Source organism: Streptomyces sp. CB03238, from assembly GCF_002099185.1.
GTDB lineage: Bacteria > Actinomycetota > Actinomycetes > Streptomycetales > Streptomycetaceae > Streptomyces.
This window is the reverse complement of sequence record NZ_NBCN01000023.1, coordinates 114,053-132,244: the sequence shown is the minus strand read 5'-3', so window position 1 is coordinate 132,244 and position 18,192 is coordinate 114,053. Positions and strand designations below refer to the sequence as shown.

The window sequence follows — 18,192 nt, the reverse complement described above, 5'->3', positions numbered from 1 at the left end:
CGGCCTGACATGCCGTCACTGACACCACTCCACTGACACCAACCCCGGCACATCGCACCCGGGCAGACACGAGCAGGACTGGGCGGTCACGAGCCGGCCCGGGACCGCTGGCCCCAGAACAGGCTGGCTGTGCTTTAAATCGGACAGGCCGGATGATTCCGCGATCAACGGTGCACAGCGGCGTCCTGCCAGAGCCGCCCGTAGGTGAGCCAGGCGCAACCGGCTACAGCAGACGGCCTGCAGGGTGTCCGCCGGGGTCGTCGGCCAGCACGATGGTGACCCGGATCCTCTTGCCGACCGGCTCGCGGCGGATCTCGAAGCTGCGGCACACGGCCATGACGATCTCCAAGCCGTGCTTGCCGACCCGGTTCGGATCAGCTTCCTGGGGCACCGGCAGGGCGGGATCGCTGTCCCAGACGCTGATCTCCACGGCACCGTCGCTGACCTCCAAGTCCAGCAGGCATGGACCGGGCGCGTACTTGTTTCGCGGGCAGCCCGCACGACGAGCGTGGCCAGCACGGGCATCGGCCACGCTTCCGGATCGATCGCTCCGTCCAGCTGGCGGACCACGAGCATGTCGCCGAGCAGGAGGGCGCTCGTGTCGCGGAGTTCCTCACGAACCTCCGCATCAAGGCCGGTCAGTCGGTCGCCGGGTGGAGGTACAGCTCCAATTGGTCATCGCCGCTCTCGCCCTTCGGAGCGATACCGAAACCCCGGCCGACGTACTCGGGCGCGATAGCGAGGTCCGTCGCCTTGTCTTGACCCGTACGCGCGTCCAGGGCCACGGCGCCGTTGTCGGTACTGCCGTAGACGATCCCGTGACGCACCGCCGTGACCTCGGGCGCGACGCGGCCGGCTGCCTTGTCCGGTAGCTTCCACAGTTTCTTGCCGGACCGATCGTCGTAGGCGACCGCCACTCGGTCCGTGCCGCAGACGATGGTGCGCTGGCCGTCGTGACGGCAGACCCCGGGATCGCTTGCTCGGGGGATATCGCCGTCCAGACCGAGGAACAACTTGCCGTCTGCGACACGGTAGAGAAGGACGTGCGGCGGCGGATCGACCGCACTCGGCTCGTCGATGTCCACCGCGAGGTAGGACTGGTGCGTGCTGTCGGTCTCCTGCACGCCGCCGACTGTGCCCCAACTGGCCAGTTCCTCCTCGCCGGGGACCGCGGCGGGCAGCTTCCACAGTCTGCTGCCGTCGGCCACCGCCCGGCCCTCCGGCTGCACCCCGTACTCCTGTGCGCTTGCCTCCTGTCCTGCCACGACCTGCCCGTCGAAGGCAACGGGGACGAACGACGGGTCCTCCCACAGGGTCTTGCCGTCCTCGGCTGTCAGTACTGCCGTGTACGTATCCAGACCGAGGGACGCCGTGACGACGATGTGCTTCGCGTCGGCGGCGAAGACCTGCATGCCGGAGCCGGACTGTGCTTCCAGGTCGTCGGAGTACTTCTTCGCGATGTTGGTCGTCCACAAGGTCTTCCCCCTCTTCGCGTCCAGTGCCTGGACGCGAAGCATGTACCGGTCGGCCTGGGTGCCGGTACCCCTGACCTTGGCCAGGTAGGCGACGAACACGCGCCCGTCCGAGACAGCGGGCAGAGACAGGTCGTCGTCAGAGCCGAAGGAGGCCGACAGGCGTTGTCTGCCCGTGGCGAGGTCGTAGGAGACGAGCTTGGTGTCGTCGGTCAGGTAGTAGATCGCGGTGTCATCGACGACGTAATCGAGGCCGAGGTCGCTGACCGGACTGTACGTACCGAGGGGTGTACCGTCCGCTTCGAAGTCCAGCGGTGGGTCGATGTCCGGAAGTGCCTGCAACACCTCGCGTGGAGGACCGGAATACTTGTCGTCCCCGGTCGCGTCTCCCCCGCCTCCGGAACAGGCCGTGGTCACGGCACTCACAGCGAGAAACAAGGCACACCATAACGGGGCTGTGCTCGTCCTGCTCCCCTTGCCCTTCGTCCCCATGTGCATGAGCGTAGCGCCCAGTTACCCGGACGAACCAGCCCACGACCACCCGGCGGACGCCGGGCGGTCGAGAACTCGGCGCCTGAGGGAACGGCCCGTCTGATGGGCCGACAGTTGTGCCTTCCGATTCAAGCTCCGCTCGATGTACGGGCGGTGATCGCGTTCGCTGCTGACCGGACACAGCACGGCGGCAGTGCGGCGTGGCAGGTCAGGACGGGCCGGGGCCAGCAGACGGACATCCGGGCGGCTCAGCGGCGGCAGGAGGGCGCGGGAGCGGCTTTCTGACGAGGGAACGAGCACCGAGCCGTGGGGCTCCGATTGCTCCGCGCGGAGAACGCGAGTCCCGGCACGACGTGAGCTCCGACCGTTCAGCAGGCACCATCGGTCGTCTCCCGTCCTACAGCCGCAGCCACAGAGGCGGGCCCGCGTGTTCTGCGCGGGCCGCCTTCTTCCTACCGGCGCCCCGGCATGCGGCGGATGACCGAGTCGGAGCCGGACTGCTGCGGCACCGCCGGTTTTCCGCCAGAGCGGAGGGTGTTTACCGCAACGCCTGCTCGTTCCTTCGCTCCAGGCGGCGGTGCGAGGGCGATCCCGGCATTGGTGAGGATGCCCAGGTCCAGATCCCAGGTGGTGGACGAGCGCTTCTGCCACAGGCCGAAGGCGTCTCGGACGTGCTGGCGGGCCTGGGAGTCGGTCATCTTGGTCACCTTGATCAGGTGGGTGAAAGCCTGTGCTTCGATGCCGCGAACCTGGGCGTAGCCGAAATGCGTGACGGTGTGACAGTCGGTGCACAGGCAGATCAGCCGCTTGAGGGTCTGCACTCGGGTGGTGTCGTCGAAGGTCCAGCGCTCGTGGGCTTCCAGCCACCGCTTGGCGTCGCGGTCCTCTGCCGCCCCGCAGGCCTCACAGCGCTGCCCTGCCCGGCGGTTGATCATCCGGCGGAGACGTTCCCAGTCCTTCTTGTCGACGCAGGAGCGGACGTTGGTGAACCAGCAGGTGCTGGGCACCAGGTCGACGAACAGGCCGTTGCCCAGTGTCCGGTCCTCGCCGGGCAGGAGGTCCGGCACGTCCGGGGCTGCTGCCCACCGCTGGAGTCCGGGCATGTCCGGGTGGGGCGCATACCAGCGTTTCACGGTCGCGTCCCAGCCGGCCCCGCCCTTCTTGGCGGCTTCCTTGTCCGCATACGGAACGTCCAGCCAGTGCCGCTCAACTGCCATTGCTACCTCCAAATTGGCGAAGCGTCACGATGTCGGGACGAGGTTAGAGGGAGGCACTGACAATCCACCCACATTCGGGCTTTCGTTCTAATTTGGTGAGGGTGGTGCTCGGCTTCAGACGGCAGCGCCAGCACGGTGCCAGGACGGCCACCGCCGAGCAACCCGGCGCCAGCAAAGGGCCACGACAGGGCGACGGGACAACGCCGGGCAGCGGCTCACGGCCGGACCGCCGACAGCGGCACGGCATGCAGGCGAGGTCGCCAGCACTTGAGGGCCACAGCCCCCGCTCCGTCCGGGCGGGACCACGGCCGGCCAATGGGCCCGGCCCGTACCGGCACGGCCGAACCGGCGGACATGGCGGCACAGGGCAGTGGCCAGAACAGCAGACTGGCAGCGGGACGGCCAATGGCCGCGGTCCCGTCGGCGGCGAAGACGCGTCGCCTTCCTACAAGAGACCCACGATAGCTGCGAGCCAGTGACCCGCCGCGTCGGAGTCAAAGGCCCATGGCAAGGTCAGGCCAGCCGTAAGGGCGAGGAGACCGAGCCCTAGAGCCTGTCGTCAAAGTGATCTTGATTCGTGGATCATGGTGCGGTGATACGTCGCCATGAACTGTCCGATGCCGAGTGGGACCTCATACGCCCGTTGCTGCCCCGGCCTGCGCTGGGGCGGCCCCGGCTGGACGACCGGATAATCCTGAACGGGATCGTGTGGAAGTTCCGCACCGGCGTCCCCTGGCGGGACGTTCCCGAGCGGTACGGCCCGTGGACCAGCCTCCACACCCGCTTCCGCCGCTGGGCGGCGGACGGCACGTTCGACCGGATGCTGCGGGCCGCGCAGGCCAAGGCGGACGCCGCGGGCGACATCGACTGGCTGGTGTCGGTCGACTCCACCATCGTCCGCGCCCACCAGCACGCCGCCGGGGCCCGAAAAGGGGGCACCAGAGCCCGGCTCTCGGCCGGTCCCGAGGCGGCCTGACCAGCAAGATCCACCTCGCCTGCGACGCGATCGGCCGCCCGCTCGCGTTCGTCCTGACCGGCGGCAACACCAACGACTGCACCCAGTTCACCACGGTGATGGACGCCATCCGGGTTCCCCGGAGTGGACTGGGCCGGTCTCGGACCAGGCCCGATCACGTCATCGGCGACAAGGGCTACAGCTCGAAGGCGATCCGCACCTGGCCGCGGCGCCGCGGCATCAGGCACACCATCCCCGAACGGGCCGACCAGGTGCGCAACCGAGCCCGCAAGAGCAGCCTCGGCGGCCGCCCTCCGGCCTTCGACAAGGAGGTCTACAAGCACCGCAACGTCGTGGAACGGTGCTTCAACCGCCTCAAGCAGTGGCGAGGCATCGCCACCCGCTACGACAAGACCGCCCACTCCTAAAAAGCAGCCGTCACCCTCGCATCGATCCTGATGTGGGCCTAACACTTTGACGACAACTCCTAGACGCGGTCGTGGTGAGCGACATCGGCGCGGCTACCCGCTCGCGGCGGTCATACACGGGGTGTAAGTGGCGGCCGTGCCGCGGACCACTGTGGCCAGTCCGGCGCTGGCCTGGTGGACAGCATTACCTCAGCCCAACACGATCGTGCGGTCCTCGCCGCTGAAGCGCCGGCGCATGAGGGATGGTGTTCAGCTGGCGAGGCTTGAGTTTTGGCGCTTGTTAGCGAGGAAGCGCGCCTTTTTCTCGCGATTCCCACAGGTATTCATCTCGCACCATCTACGCGTGGCGCCTCGGCTGGTGTCGAAGAACGCGGCTCGGCATGTTGGCGATGCGCACAGGTCCATCTTCCCTTCGCGTTCTCCCGAGATGATGCTGATCGCATCGGCGGCGATCACACTGAGCGCGTCTTCGACGGAAGCGGAACCCAGCCGCCACTCCTGGCTGCCCTCGGACGACAAGATTACCGAGGCCAGACCGCCAGTACTGCAGTCATTGATGACTTGGACAGCTGAAGGGGGAGGAAGAGTTTGGTTTGCGACGGCGGTAGCGGCTGCGTGAATTGATTCACGCAGTTCTCGAGCGTGGTCGAGCTGAGAATCGCTGCAGGAGTCGACCACGAGCCCATTGATTGCCAACCAGTCCACGAGCCGGTGAGGGACAGGAATACGCTCCACCGGTTCGCCGCAACGCTCCGTCAGAGTCGCCGTGAAGCTGGTCGCTAGAACTTTGCCAAGACGGAACTCAGGGAAATGCTTGACGGACATGGAACCACCTTAGCCGGTTGTCATTTGGAGGGCAAGCACTAGAACCATCATGGTCGGTTCCACGGCGGCTCGCAGATCTCATGACCCTCGTCCAAGGTCAGCGTTGGGCGCCAAGGGGCCGGGCCGCACACCCCAGCGCGAGGTAGTCGCCACCAGCACTGAGCTCCGCGCACCACGCCAGGACCTCAGATACCGGTGCAGGCGCGGCCGGCCAGCAGGGGTACGCCCTGGCGCTCGCAGATCCGGATGATTGCCGCGGTGGGATCGTGAGCACGCCGGCCCTGACGACGAGAGCCCACGGCAACTGTCAGGACCGGCTGGCCACGACCTGCTCGTCCACTGCGTAGCGGCGGCGTTTGTGGCAGTAGCCGACGCGACCGTCACCGACTGGGTCACATACAGCCGGGTGCCGTCACCCAGAACGGCCGCGATCGTTGCCCGCGGACGTACAACAGTTTTGACGCCGCGACGAGAAGGGTGTTGTCTTCTTCCTCGCCGGGCAGCAGGTCCCGGCCGGGGCGTTTGCGGTGGGGGACGACGAGTCCGGTGTTGATGTAGGCCCCGTCGCCCAGCACGGTCACGCCCTGACACGCCTGCGCCAGTCCGGAGTCCCGCCATGCCTTCGCGTCCGCGGTCGTGCCCGGGACCGGCCTGGCCGCGGCGATGACGAGTTTGGTGTCGGCGTCGATGATGACCTGCACGTTGCCGAAAATCTGTAGTTGCGTGACGAAGCGCCAACCTTCCGGTCGCGGGATCAGGGTGCCGTCCACGATCCACAACCGCTCGACCGCGTTGCCGGGCCGGGCGGCCGGCTCAATTGCAAGAAGAGGCCGCAGACGCTGGATCACCCGGCATACCGTCGCCGGCGAGACGCCGAACAGCGGCGCGAGCTGCCGCATGGTGAGATTCGTGCGGTAGTACACCGCCACGAGCAGCACCCGGTCAGCCAGCGGCAGGCACCACGGCCGCCCGCCGCCAGGCCCGTTCCCGCCCCGTTCCCGGACCACCTTCACCAGCCGCTCGAACTGCCGCATCCGCAGCCCGGTGAACGTCTCCACCCACAACGGCTCGACCCTCAGCACCCCACCCATACAGAAGGAATGCCCTGACCACGGCCTTCGGCAACACGCTTCAGGAGTAGCCCCCCACTGAAATTCCGAAGCCGTCGGCCAGCTGGGCGCGGGTGTCATCGGGAGCAGCTCCACCATGCCGGCAAGAGCGCGTTGGCAGGGCGGCAGCTTGCGGCGACGGCCACCCTCTCGGGGGACGATGGGCCGGATGACGAGTTCTGAGACAGATCGAGTGCGGCAGGACTGGGAACTAACGACACACTCATGAGGCCGAGTTGCGACTTCAGGTACCTCTCACAACAGCACAGGAGCCTCGTGCGTTGCAGGCTTCCCGCTGCCCCTCACTCGATCAGTGGCCGCTCGTGAGAGCGCTCAGTCACCGCGCAGAGCGTTTCCGGGAGCACGCTGGTGCTGTATAGCCTCAACTGGCTGAACGGCGCCTGCGACGTGCCGGCAGTTCTCGCCCTGCGCGTTGGAGGCACCAGTCCGACTGCGGTCCGGATTAGGTCAAGGCCGATTCAGGACACCCATTACCTCTTCCTTTGCCGCGTGGAAGCTTGCAGAGTTTAGAGGGCTGGAGAACGAACCAGCGAGCTGTGAGCAAGGAAAGACTTGGATCGTCCAGCATCTCGTATTGCGGGCTCAAGGGTTAAGCCCCGGCATGGGCAAACCAAACCGTCACTCCCCTGCAAAGGAGACCAGCATATGACTATCACTCGGCGCCCCGACCTGTATCCAACCCGAGTCATTGGTGAGTCCGTTCCTCAGCCGCGGACCGATCCGACAGTGTGGGGAGGGGCTCCGGGCCCGCTCGACAGCAAGCAGTTGAATCAGTTTGAGTCCAGTGGCTACCTGGTCCTCGACGACCTGCTGTCTGAGCAGGAGGTGCAGATATACCTCGCCGAACTGCAGCGTCTTTAGCGAGGATCCGGTGCTGCGCGCGAGTGAGCGCGTAATCCTGGAACCGGAGTCTGACCAGGTTCGGTCCGTTTTCGAGGTCGAGAAGGTCAGCGAAATCTTTGCCGAACTGCTTCGGTCCCCTCGGCTCACCGACATCGCCCGGCAGGTCCTCGACTCGGAGGTGTACATTCACCAGAGCCGAGTCAACTACAAGCCTGGTTTCGGCGGTGCTCCATTCCACTGGCACTCCGACTTCGAAACTTGGCACTCTGAAGATGGCATGCCCCGACCGCGCGCGTTCAGTGTCTCAATTTCACTGACCGAGAATCACCCGTTCAACGGCCCGCTCATGGTTATGCCTGGTACTCACAAGGTGTTCATCCCTACGATCGGGGCGACACCGCTGGACTACCACAAGGAGTCGCTCCGTGTGGCCAGCCCCAGTGTCGGCTCCCCGGATCGGAAGCACCTGACGCGAATGGCCGACGAGCATGGAATCGAGCAGATCACGGGTCCTGCCGGGTCCGCGGTGATGTTCGACTCGAACCTGCTCCACGGTTCCAACGGAAACCTCTCACCCTTCGCGCGCTCGAACATCTTCATTGTGTACAACAGCGTGGAGAACACGCTGGGAGCACCGTACGCCGCGCCCAGGCCGCGTCCGCAGCACCTCAGCAACCGCGAGTTTCCGTCCACGTCCGTCATGTAGTCGGCAAGCTCGGACCATCAGCACCAGCGTTCCCGGTTGGAGCGTGACGCACGGCGCATCATCTGAGCTCTTGCCGCTGCACCCCTTGGAGTTGGCACCGGATATCGAGGGTGCTGGGCAAGGCCAGAGCCCTCCTCGCTGTCGCGCGCCTCTGGCGTTTCCGTACGCCGCTACGCAAGAGGCCGTCTACGACCTGCCGGTGCGAGCCGCGTGTGGGGTCGGCTGGTTCTGCGGGACGACGAAGCTCCTGGTAGCTGGGGTCACGACCAAGGTCACCCGTGCTTACCAGGGCTTCGCGTGCTCGTCGGCCCGTCGCTGATCGAGCTGTCCAGCGCACACCTGCGGCCTCTCGCCGATCGACTGGCGCTGAACCGAGGGGGGATCGGCTGTTGCCGGGTGGCGGCTGACCGCGGGTGGCCCAGGCCTTGCTGGTGCTGGCCCACCCGCGGTGTGGTGACACCTGCGCTCGGTTCAGCGCGGGTTCGGTATCGAGGTCGCCATCGTGTGCCGCTGCATAAGCGAGGCCATTGAGGTCCTGGCCATGCGCGCACTCCGCCTTGCCGACGCCGTACAGGCTTGGGCCGGGCCTTCGTGATCCTGGTCGGGCTCGCTGCTGTCGATCGTCCGGATCGCCGCCGGCGGCGATTCCCGTGCCCGCACCAGCGTGAGGTCGGCAGACGCTGGTCGGGTGCCCGGTAAACCCGGGTCGGGACGGCACAGGAATGCCTGTAGCGCCCTCGTCGCAAACGCTGCGTCAGGGCCCGCCGTGAAGCCACTCGTTGGCACGATACCCAGACGGAACCCGAGGAACGAGCTTGGAACCAGCTTGGCCAGTTGCCCCCAGAAGCGCAGGCCTGATAGAACCGTCTTAGCTGGTTCCATATCGACTCGGAGATTTCATGGCGCCCTCCAAGGTCAGTGTTGAGTGCCCGACCGTCAGCTGCGGCCACCCGGCACGGAGCGGTCACCAGCGCTGTGCGGCTCGCGCACACCACACCAGGGTCGGAGGTAGAAGACAACGGTGGAGTTGACGGTCCCGCCGGGCTTCATTGCAGTGATCCTGCTCCTCCTGCAATCGCCACAGAAAGCCAACTGAGACGAGGTCTGCCATGGCCGGAACTGTCCTTGTTCCAGCGCGGTCCACCACCGTGTCAAAGAAGATTCTTTTCCCTCTGCTCTTAATCCCCATGTTCCTCGGCGGTGTGGACTCCACGCTGTTCAACTCCATCGCCTACGACCTGTCCGTACTGACCGATTCGTGGCGCCTGTGGTTCATCGACGGATACACGATTGCCCTTGCCTCGAGTGTTGTTCTCGGGTCGCGTCTGGGCGCACGGATGGGCCCTGGCGTGACGTTGGCGACCGGGCTTTTCGTGTTTGCGATCGCAGGAGCCAGTCCTGCCCTGCTGGATTCGTCAGCGACGTGGACAGCAACTCGGTTCATACAAGGCTTTGGCTACGCGTTGATCGTTTCCAGCGTTGCCTCGGTCATTGGCGGGCTGCCTGAAACTGCAGAGCGCACACTGGGCTACTCCCTGTGGATCACCACGTACAGCATCGGAGCTGGTGCAGGGCCACTGATCGGCCGAGCGTTCGTCGACATGGGCGCATACAATCTGCTGTTCTGGCTGCCAGCCGCAATCGCTCTGGCGTGCGGAGCGCTTGCGACTCTGCTGTTGCGCGACATCAGTTTGGGGCAGGCCTCGTCGACTAAGGTCGATGTCGCTTCTTCAGTCCTGGCTTTTCTTGGCTTCGGGCTCTTCGTGGCCGGTCTGCAGAGTCATGGTGCGGCATTCGGGCGAGTACTAGCGACTGTCGCCGGATGCACCGTCCTGGCGGTCTTTTGCATGCGACAACTCCACTCTCGGGATCCACTCATCGATGTACGGATGCTCAGCTTTTCCCGACTGGGCGCCTGTTCACTCGCACTGGTCGTCAGTTCTGCGTGCTACACAGGATCGGTTTTCCTCTTCAGCGTAGAGGCCGATTCGCTGCTGTCCATCCTGCCGGTTTCGGTTCTGGCACTGTGGGTATCGCTCGGAGGATTCGCTTTCCACAAACTGCAGTCCCGGTTCACCCCGGTTCACATACTGCAGGCCAGCTTGGCCACGTGCGCTCTGGGCCTCGTAATAGCCGCTTTTGTCGGCTTGTGGCCAGCCAGCTTCTTGATCGGTCTGGGCGTGGGCGTCTCTATGGCATCCGGAGACGCATACCTGCTGGGGAGCGTTCCACCCAAGGATGTTGCACGCGCTGCGGCTCTCCAGGAGACCAGCCTCGCGGTAGGTGCAGCTCTGGGCGTGGCCGGATTCGGTGGCATTTTCGCCGCTACCAGCTCGGTCGTGGGAACGGCCGTCATAACCGCGGCCATCGTTGCCCTCGTCATATGGACGCTTCGCTACAATCGCGGCGTTTTCAAGGCGTAGCCAGAATGCCGTCAACACTTATGAGTCTTCGTCAGTTCGCCGAGGGCGGCTCTGTGTTCGTGTGATGGATCGTCGATCTCGGTGATCAGCCGGACCAGGGCCGGCGAAGACAGCAGGGCGAATGCGTTGCGGAGTCCAGCCCAAGTGAAGGAGGTAGTCATCGGCGCGGACCTCCCGCCGGGAGCGCCGCCTTCGGGCGGGCCGTCGCGGTGTGCGAGAACAGGTCGCGCGTCTGCCACCTCGGGCGAGGGCCCTCCAGCCCGGACAGCCGACAAGGCTGTTGAGCCGGCACTCAGGCCGCTGAACCTCCAGCCGCACCCGGGTCGCCAGTCGGCCGCACGCGGCCACCGACACAAACACCCCAATTACGAGGCCCGACCACGAGGCGGCGGACGGATTCGACTGCGAGTTGTTCTACGAGGTCAAGTCGAACCTCACGCGGGAGAAGGTGAAGGCCCTCCGCGATGGAGGTCTTGTGCGGGTGCAGCCCGGGATCGAATCCCTGGGCGGCCGGGCCCTGAAGCTCATGCGCAAAGGTGTCACCGGTCTCAGAACGTCAACATGCTCCGCTGGGCTCTGCAATACGGCCTGGAAGTGGCGTGGAACATTCTCTGGGGTTTCCCGGAGAGGAAGCCGAGCTTCTCCGAAGAGCAGGTGGAAACCATCCGCAAGCTGCGGCACCTGCCGCCTCCGGCCGGCGCCGGCCGCATCTGGATGGAGAGGTTTGACCCCTCTTCTCGGACCGGGAACAGTTCGCCGCCACCTTCGTGCGTCCTGAGGCGAGCTACTCGTACGTCTGTCCCGCGGAGGTCGACCTCGATCGTGTCGCCTACCTCTTCGACTACGAGATGGCCGAATCACTGCCGGACGACATCTACGTGCCGCTGGCCGACGAAGTGCGGGCGTGGCAGGAGGCATGGGAGCAGCCGTCCAGGCCGTGACTGGTGTTCTGGTCCTCTCCGGGCCAGGTCCAGACCGAGGACTTCCGTGATCCCGAGAACAAGGAGATCCACACGTTCTACGCCGAATCGGCTGCGATCTACCGGTCCTGCAGTGATCGCCCGATCACCGCTGCTCAGGTGAAGTACACATTGCCCTTCGGTCTGACCGTCGAGGAGATCGGGAACGTGCTCGGAGAATTCACACGGCAAGGACTCATGCTGCAGGAAGACGGGGCGTTCCTGAGCCTCGCTCTTCCCGCACACCGCATGCGATAGGGGGTGCGGCTCCCTGCACGTCCGCACTTTCAGTATCGCGGCAGCCCGGTGCGTCGCGACGGCTGGTACAGGGGTGATCGCTGTGGGGTACGGCGTGGTCCTCGCTGTCGGAGCAGTGCTGCGAGATCCGGGCAGATGGTGATCACTGCCGGGTGTTTGTCCGCTCTCTTGGCTGGTTTTCGCCCAAAGGGCCGTGCCAATCGAGGCACACCACCAGTGCGTCGTCGTCCAGGGGCATCTCGCCGTGGTACGTGGCGAGTTCCCGGAGTACGGCGCCTGGTACCTGAGGCGCGGGCAGCAATCGTGTGGCGGTGAGCGAACGGGCCAGGGCACTTTGTCCATACCGCTCCCCCGTGGAGGAAGGCACGTCATACACCCCATCGCTGGCGAACAGCAGCCGATCACCGGCTCGTACGGTGAAGTGCTCCGGTACGTAGACGGTGTCTTCGCACATGCCCAGGGGCAACTGCGCGTCGAAGCGGAGCGGCTGTACCGCACCCGACCGCATGTGCCATCCCCGAGGTGACCCCGCGTCGACCACCTCGACCTGTCCGGTGGCAAGAGCGAACCGGAGCAGCAGCACCGACACATGGGTGCGGCCCTGGTACTGCGCGTAAACGGCTTGGTCGGCCAGGGCGGCCTGCCCCGCGAGATCGAGGCCGGCGCGTCGTGCGTTGCGAAGTGCGTTGACGGCGAGGTTGGTCAGGAGTGCGGCGTCGATTCCCTGCCCCATGCCGTTGGTGATGGTCAGGGTCAGATGGTCGGCCGAGACGGACCAGTCGTAGTTGTCTCCGAGGATGGCGTAGGCGGGTTCCAAATGGGCGCCGAGGGAGAACTCGGTACGGGAGCAGGCGCGACCGGGCAGGAGCTGCCATTGCATCTCGGCGGCCAGGGTGAGCCGGGCGGCGCGCCTGGCGAGGACGTAGAGGTCGGTGTCGCGCTCGGCAACCAGGATCTCGTGGCCGAGTGCCTCACAGATGTGCTGCATTTCGGGCAGCACGGCCTCTACGGCGCGGTCCTCTGGCAGGCGTATCGAGAGAACGCCCATCCGGTCGCCCCGGATGGTGACGGGCAGGTGCACGTCGACCTTGCCCGTTGAGCCTTCATGCAGGATGTACGGCTCCTGTGATCCGAAGGCGCGGCCTTGCGGACTGTCGTGAACCGACACCGGTTCGGTAGCCCACGGCACACGCTCGACGGCTTGGAGTGACCGCATACCGTAGTCGGCCAGTCGCAGCTCCACCCGCTCAGCTCCGTACAGCTCCGTCAAAGCGACTGTCACGATCTCGAGCAGGGTGTGAGGCGCGCCGGCCCGCAGGGCCAGGTCCACGGCAGCGATACGGTCCATGGCTTACCGCTCTTCTTCAAGCTCCGTCCGGCCGCCCAGTACGCCTTACCTGGACTGGCTCTCCTTCGGTCTCAGCACCAGTTTAGATGGCACGAGGGCGTCGACTCCCGGCCCGATCGACCGCCGGCACAGCGCTGGCCCGCCGAACCCTTGGCACGAGACTGATGGGTAACCTCAGGCTTCACCGCTCCGGTGATCCCTTCGCGGCTCGCCGGCATGGAGGAGCCGCGAGGGAGCACCTGCACCAGTCCCTGGACCGCCGAGGCCGGGCAGGCCGGTGTCCGGCCTGCGCCTCGGACGCAGCGGGTGCGGTGGCGACGCCACCGCACCGCCGAGTCAGCGTCTACGGACCCGGCCGGCCCAGCCGCTGCCGATGCCGGCCACGTGCAAAGCCAGCAGCCCTAGCCCGATGAGCATGAGGTTGGTGGGTGAGAAGACATCGTTGGTCGCGATGTCCCCAGCGTTGATCACGAACGCAACGAAGAACAGTACTGCCGCTGCTATGGCCAGCATGGGTGTCCCTTCTGCAGTAGTGACACCCATGTGCCCCGTAACGCCGAATAGACACACAGCAAGCTTGGCCTGTGGACCGCTGAAGTACCCGGGCGAGCGCCGCCACGGTACGGCCTGGCCCTCATGCGTTCCGGGACGTGCCAGGACCGGAAGCATGGCGGGACCGCATCAGGCCCCCGGAGTTGCTGCCACCTCGTGTGTGGTCGACGAGTCGGGTGGCTCGCGTTCTCGCCCAGCGCTCCCGGTAGTCACTCAGCAGGCATAGGGAGGCGATGAGGACGGCGAGGACGAGGAAGGCTGCGGCGAGAGCCAGGGTGGGCACGAAACGGGCGATGTCCATTGGGCCTCCGGGGTGGATGCGCTCCTGCTGGGCTGAGTTCGCGGATACCCGCGATGCCTTCGTCGACGCGGACCGGCGCCACTCTCCGGCCTGAAGGCCGGGGGTTCCTACCACGGTCTGCCGACCGTCTTGGTGGGTTCCTGCTTCACCGCGCTGAGCCCATGAGGAGGCGCGGGTCAGGAGCTCGGCCTGTGGGGGTAGCTGTCACAGGTGCTGTGTTTGTTTGGTCTGTTGGTCTGGTCCCGCCGCCATAGCGTTTAAGACCGCGTAGACGGGCGCTTGCCGGCCGGTGCAGGAGGTGGTTCGCCTTGGCAACGGCAGCACTGGGGCTCTGGGGGTAACTGTTCTTCCAGCGCGGGCCATTGGCGCTGCAGTCGTAAGATCGGTTCGCGCTCAGCTGCCTTGATGTCACCACCAGGCGTGGCAAGGGCCCTGCCGTACTGCGGTCCGAAGAACGCGACGCATCCTGTTGGTGCTTGTCTGCTGCTTTGTTCACGAGATTGGGTTCTGGCGCAACTTCCGCGCTGCGGCCGCTGTGAGTGACGGCTGCGCGTCTCCGGGCAGCTCCGGACTGCTCCGGCTGGACGAGCCGTAGGGGCGGCCCTTGCGGGTGGCGTACTCATCGTTGCCGACCACCCGCGGCACGGCACTTCCGGCTCGGGCAGCACGTCGACACGCGCAAGTCCGTGCGCCGGCTCACGGACACGTCGAGCGCAACCGCTCGGTGCCTGCCCATACCTGCGGGTCAGGCCAGGAATCTGCTCGATGAAGGTCCGGCGCGGACACATGGCGTTCCGGCACGGAACCGCCGAACCCGGAGCTGGGGTACGACGCTCCGTCCGGCGCTCGGTACGTCGGCGGGAACCGCAGGTAGAAGCTGTGGACCCGGGTCGACCAGGCTCCGTATCCCGGACAGGAGCCCCACAGGCGGTCCACGCCGCGGACCGGTGGCATCTCCGGCACCACCTGAGCGAGGCCGCCGAACGGAGTGTCGCCCAGCACCGCCGCTGCCTGCATGTCCTGGCGCCCACAGCACCTCGAACCACACCTGAGGCCGACCCTGCCACGGACTCGTCAGCTTCGCCTTGACCGGGAGGACACCGGCACGCCGCCGTTCAGTCTTTGCTGGAGGAAGGACACAGTCGGCGCTCGGTCCAGCGGCAGCTCGGGAGGACCTACCGCACCGTCAAGCAGTTCGCCGACGCCGCGAGCCCGGACTGCAAGTCCTACCTGGATGAATGCGGGAGCGAGGGATGCACCAACGCGTCGCGCAGGCTTCGACCTCCTGGCGCGACGTACAGAGGTGACTCCGCTTGCAGCACGCCCATATGATCGTCCGGCCGGTCGCTTGCCATCGAAGGGGGAGCAGTGTTTCGGGCCAAGAGGACAGTTCGGGGTCTATGCCTGATGGGGGCGGTGGTGGCCCTGTTCGGGTGCGGATCCGGAAGCGGCGCCGGGGAGACCGGCGCGACACGGGACGGCACGCCTTCGCCTCAACCCGCCAGAATCCTGGGCAAGGAACAAGTGAAAGCGGTGCTCCCGGACTTGGGCGACGTGCCTCCGGGCTGGGAGAAATCCGGCACGTTGCGTCTCCTGGGGGCTGCCCCTGAGGAGGGCTTGCTGGCCTTGGGAACACAGGGTTACGCCGCGACCGACCTCGAAGGCACCGTTGGATTCGGTGTCCAATCCTTCCAGACCCGAGCTGACGCCATCGAGAGGTACACGATGAAGAAGTCCCAGATGGCGGGTGCCCAGCTCGGACCCGCTCAGATCCCGGACATCGATGCAGCGTTCACGGGCTCCTACTGCATCGGCGAGGACTATTGCAGCACTTCGATCAACCTCCGTCTTGACTCTGTTTTCGCTTACGTGAACATCAACACGGACGGTCCAGCAGCTGCCGATGCCAAGATCCTCAACTCTGTCACCCGCATCCTCGTCCAGCGCATCCGGCAGGCACAGAGCGGGCAGACACCATCGGCAAAAGCAGGGTGAAGCCTGCAAGCATCTGACTCTCAGCAGCCGCTTCACAGAAGTTGAGCCAGAACCTCTGTCGGTTCTGCCTTACTGCTCGTGGAGGGTGTCGCCCACCTGGTCAGCAAGCTGTCGAGCGGCCAGCGGAACGAATGGATCGAGCTGCTCGGGACCATGGCCGAAGCGGAGTCCGACCCCGCGCGGCGGGAGTTCCTGCATGGGTACCCGGAAGGCTTCGGGCTCCTTGATGATGCGGTCTGACCTGCTGGGTGACGTCGACCGCGACCTGATCGCACTGCGGCGTACGAAGCACCACCAGCGCGGGTTCGCGTTCCAGACGTACACGGTCGGTCTGGCCATCGGGCATGATCTTCGGGAAGGGGCGGCGCGGGGGGCGCGCCCTTCCGGAACACCGACTGGGGGACACGGTATGGAGTGGGGAACGCTGGTCGCCACACTGGGCGGCGGTCTGATCGCGATAGCGGGCACGGTGCTGGCCGACCGCCTGCGCACACGCCAGGAACACCGCCGAGGCCTACAAGCGCGCCGCCGGGACGTCTACACGCAGTTCATCGAAGCAGCGGGCGCGGCCCACACCGAACTGCGCCGCCTCGCGCAGAACGGCGCAGGGGCGACCGACCTGGAGGAAGCAAGCCGCCTAGCGCTGACGGACGCCCGCATTTACGAGGTGCGCGAGCGCCTCTTCCTCGACGCCAGCGCCAGGATCGCAGGCGCAGGCCAGACCATGTTCGAACGCCTCCGCGCCCTCCGAAAGGCGGTCGCCGCGGGCGCCGGCATCTCGACCCCCGCGTTCCACGACATCTACCACCCCTACCTGGACGCCGTCTGGGCCTACCGCGAGGCCGTCCGCGAGGAGCTGGAGGGCCACGCCCTCACCCCGACCGACTTCGGCTGGTCCGCGTGGGACGGCCGCGAGCGCTGCCCGCACTGCGCGGAGCGCGGGGCGGACACGGCGTCCTAGCAGCGCTGACCCGGCCCCGGCCACGAGCGATGGGACCACTACCCCGGCACTGCCGCCGAGCCCGTCCGGGAGCCGGTGGCACGTCCGTCGCGCTCCTGGTGCACAGCGAACCGGAGCGAGGTCACCGTCCCACGCCGGTACGGATGGTCGGCAAGGCGCACCGCCCAGTGGGCCATCTGACGGTCGGGCCGGCCGACCGAGGCGGTGCGGACCTGTTCGTCGATGTTCTGCAGGAGGGGACGGGCCTGGACGGCGTGCTTGAGCCGGACGGTACCTTCGCCGGAGTCGGTATCGGGGCGGAACCTCGGGGCAGGTCGGTCTCAGCGCATCCGGTTGCCGGCTGTCGCGGGGCCGTAGCCATACCGTCCGTAGATGACGGCCTCGGGGGGCGGAGCGCGGCGATCGGCTCACGCCGCTGCTCGTGCAGGTCGGTCAGCTGGGCGCGCGTCATCGAGGTGGATGCCGCGGCGGCGATGCGTCGGGGCAACACCCACGGAGGCGATCCCTGCCACGTACAGGATGCCTCCGGGTACGGTCGGCATTCGGCGGTAGGCGGAGGCTCCGGCGACCGGCTCGCCCTCGTCGAACACGGCCAGGTGCCGGCAATCATGCGCGCCCAGGCATGAACTCCTGCTCGGCAACGCAGCGGAGCGGGAACTGAGAAGCGGTCGTCGGACAGTTCGGGCAAGTGCCCCATCAGTCCAGTGCCCGATACGCGTAGAACCATCACAACAGGGAAGAAGAGGACGTCTGTCGGCACATGCGCATCATCCGCGAAAGACGGGAGAGTGACATGACCACCGGGCCGCTCAGGGACGGCTGGAGCGCGGTTCATCCCGAGGTCGCCGAAGGCCTCACCGCACGTTTCGACGGCGACATCGGCAATGTCACCGACGCACGACTGGCGGCAGGCCTGTTCCTCGACACCCTCGCGTACTGCGACCCGCCCACGACCCCGGAAAGCCATGACGACGTCCTGCTGGTCGTCACAGAACTGGCCGCCAACACCGTCCAGTACGCTCCCGGCCCCTTCGCGCTACGGGTACGACGCACTTTCGACGGAGTGCACGTGGCCGTTCGGGACAGCAACCCCGTCCCGCCGGCGCCCCAGCCCTGCAGGCCCGGGCAGGGGGCCGGCGGGCTGGGCTGGCACATCGTTCACGCACTCGCCCGGGAAGTCAGCGTCCTGCCGGAGCGGGGCGGTAAGGAGATCCATGCCTTTCTGCCGTGGTAGATCCGGCGGACACCCACTGCCTACGGTCGTCTGCAGGTAGAGGCGGAAGACGCGTGCGGGCAGCCTGCGGTCACCCCAGCCACATGGGCCCTG

General features: G+C 66.4%; 12 protein-coding genes and 4 pseudogenes. 9 read left to right on the top strand and 7 right to left on the bottom strand.

The window, feature by feature from the left end:
• Positions 1-223: 223 nt before the first annotated feature.
• The 3 genes and pseudogenes from BKD26_RS31775 to BKD26_RS31765 all read right to left on the bottom strand — a co-directional run.
• A pseudogene (locus BKD26_RS31775) lies at positions 224-481 on the bottom strand (ATP-binding protein); the annotation flags it as partial.
• A 157-nt stretch (positions 482-638) separates the two neighbouring features.
• Positions 639-1,964, bottom strand: coding sequence for a PQQ-binding-like beta-propeller repeat protein (locus BKD26_RS31770; protein ID WP_179166780.1), 1,326 nt, complete (start codon positions 1,962-1,964; stop codon positions 639-641).
• Positions 1,965-2,416: 452 nt separating this feature from the next.
• A complete protein-coding gene (locus BKD26_RS31765) occupies positions 2,417-3,181 on the bottom strand; it encodes a DUF5710 domain-containing protein (protein ID WP_084905419.1) in 765 nt (254 codons plus the stop codon).
• 595 nt (positions 3,182-3,776) lie between these two features.
• On the opposite strand from BKD26_RS31765, the pseudogene BKD26_RS31760 reads away from it, so the two are divergent.
• Positions 3,777-4,564: pseudogene (locus tag BKD26_RS31760) on the top strand (IS5 family transposase).
• Positions 4,565-4,813: 249 nt separating this feature from the next.
• On the opposite strand, the gene BKD26_RS31755 reads toward BKD26_RS31760, so the two are convergent.
• Both BKD26_RS31755 and BKD26_RS31750 read right to left on the bottom strand, forming a co-directional pair.
• Positions 4,814-5,389: a CGNR zinc finger domain-containing protein gene (locus BKD26_RS31755; RefSeq protein ID WP_084905417.1), complete on the bottom strand. Its 576-nt coding sequence runs from the start codon at positions 5,387-5,389 to the stop codon at positions 4,814-4,816.
• 479 nt (positions 5,390-5,868) lie between these two features.
• Positions 5,869-6,480 (bottom strand): annotated as a pseudogene (locus BKD26_RS31750) (transposase family protein); the annotation flags it as partial.
• A gap of 684 nt (positions 6,481-7,164) precedes the next feature.
• Between BKD26_RS31750 and thpD the strand changes: the two are divergent.
• The 4 genes and pseudogenes from thpD (at position 7,165) to BKD26_RS31735 (ending at position 11,708) form a co-directional block, all read left to right on the top strand.
• Positions 7,165-8,068 (top strand): annotated as a pseudogene (gene thpD, locus BKD26_RS31745) (ectoine hydroxylase).
• A 1,109-nt stretch (positions 8,069-9,177) separates the two neighbouring features.
• Positions 9,178-10,491, top strand: coding sequence for an MFS transporter (locus BKD26_RS31740; protein WP_084905415.1), 1,314 nt, complete (start codon positions 9,178-9,180; stop codon positions 10,489-10,491).
• Between the two features lie 767 nt (positions 10,492-11,258).
• A complete protein-coding gene (locus BKD26_RS40640; protein ID WP_179166779.1) occupies positions 11,259-11,432 on the top strand; it encodes a hypothetical protein in 174 nt (57 codons plus the stop codon).
• 3 nt (positions 11,433-11,435) lie between these two features.
• Positions 11,436-11,708, top strand: a complete 273-nt coding sequence (locus tag BKD26_RS31735; RefSeq protein WP_084905413.1) for a hypothetical protein — start codon at positions 11,436-11,438, stop codon at positions 11,706-11,708.
• A 142-nt stretch (positions 11,709-11,850) separates the two neighbouring features.
• Here the strand turns inward: BKD26_RS31735 and BKD26_RS31730 are convergent, their stop codons facing one another.
• Together BKD26_RS31730 and BKD26_RS40635 are read right to left on the bottom strand one after the other, a co-directional pair.
• Entirely contained in the window at positions 11,851-13,056 is a 1,206-nt protein-coding gene (locus BKD26_RS31730; protein ID WP_084905411.1) for a PP2C family protein-serine/threonine phosphatase, read from the bottom strand.
• Between the two features lie 336 nt (positions 13,057-13,392).
• Positions 13,393-13,569 (bottom strand): hypothetical protein, encoded by a 177-nt coding sequence (locus BKD26_RS40635; RefSeq protein ID WP_179166778.1) that lies wholly within the window; start codon positions 13,567-13,569, stop codon positions 13,393-13,395.
• Between the two features lie 1,759 nt (positions 13,570-15,328).
• Here BKD26_RS40635 and BKD26_RS31725 point away from each other — a divergent pair.
• The 4 genes from BKD26_RS31725 (at position 15,329) to BKD26_RS31710 (ending at position 18,099) form a co-directional block, all read left to right on the top strand.
• A complete protein-coding gene (locus tag BKD26_RS31725) occupies positions 15,329-15,904 on the top strand; it encodes a hypothetical protein (protein WP_143662737.1) in 576 nt (191 codons plus the stop codon).
• A gap of 78 nt (positions 15,905-15,982) precedes the next feature.
• Positions 15,983-16,144 carry a hypothetical protein gene (locus tag BKD26_RS40630; RefSeq protein ID WP_179166777.1) on the top strand — a complete coding sequence of 54 codons (162 nt, stop codon included), beginning with the start codon at positions 15,983-15,985 and terminating at the stop codon, positions 16,142-16,144.
• Entirely contained in the window at positions 16,131-16,865 is a 735-nt protein-coding gene (locus tag BKD26_RS31720; RefSeq protein ID WP_241518948.1) for a CchlQ, read from the top strand. Before BKD26_RS40630 ends, BKD26_RS31720 begins: the two co-directional genes overlap by 14 nt.
• A gap of 793 nt (positions 16,866-17,658) precedes the next feature.
• A complete protein-coding gene (locus tag BKD26_RS31710) occupies positions 17,659-18,099 on the top strand; it encodes an ATP-binding protein (RefSeq protein ID WP_084905442.1) in 441 nt (146 codons plus the stop codon).
• The last annotated feature ends 93 nt before the right edge of the window (positions 18,100-18,192 follow it).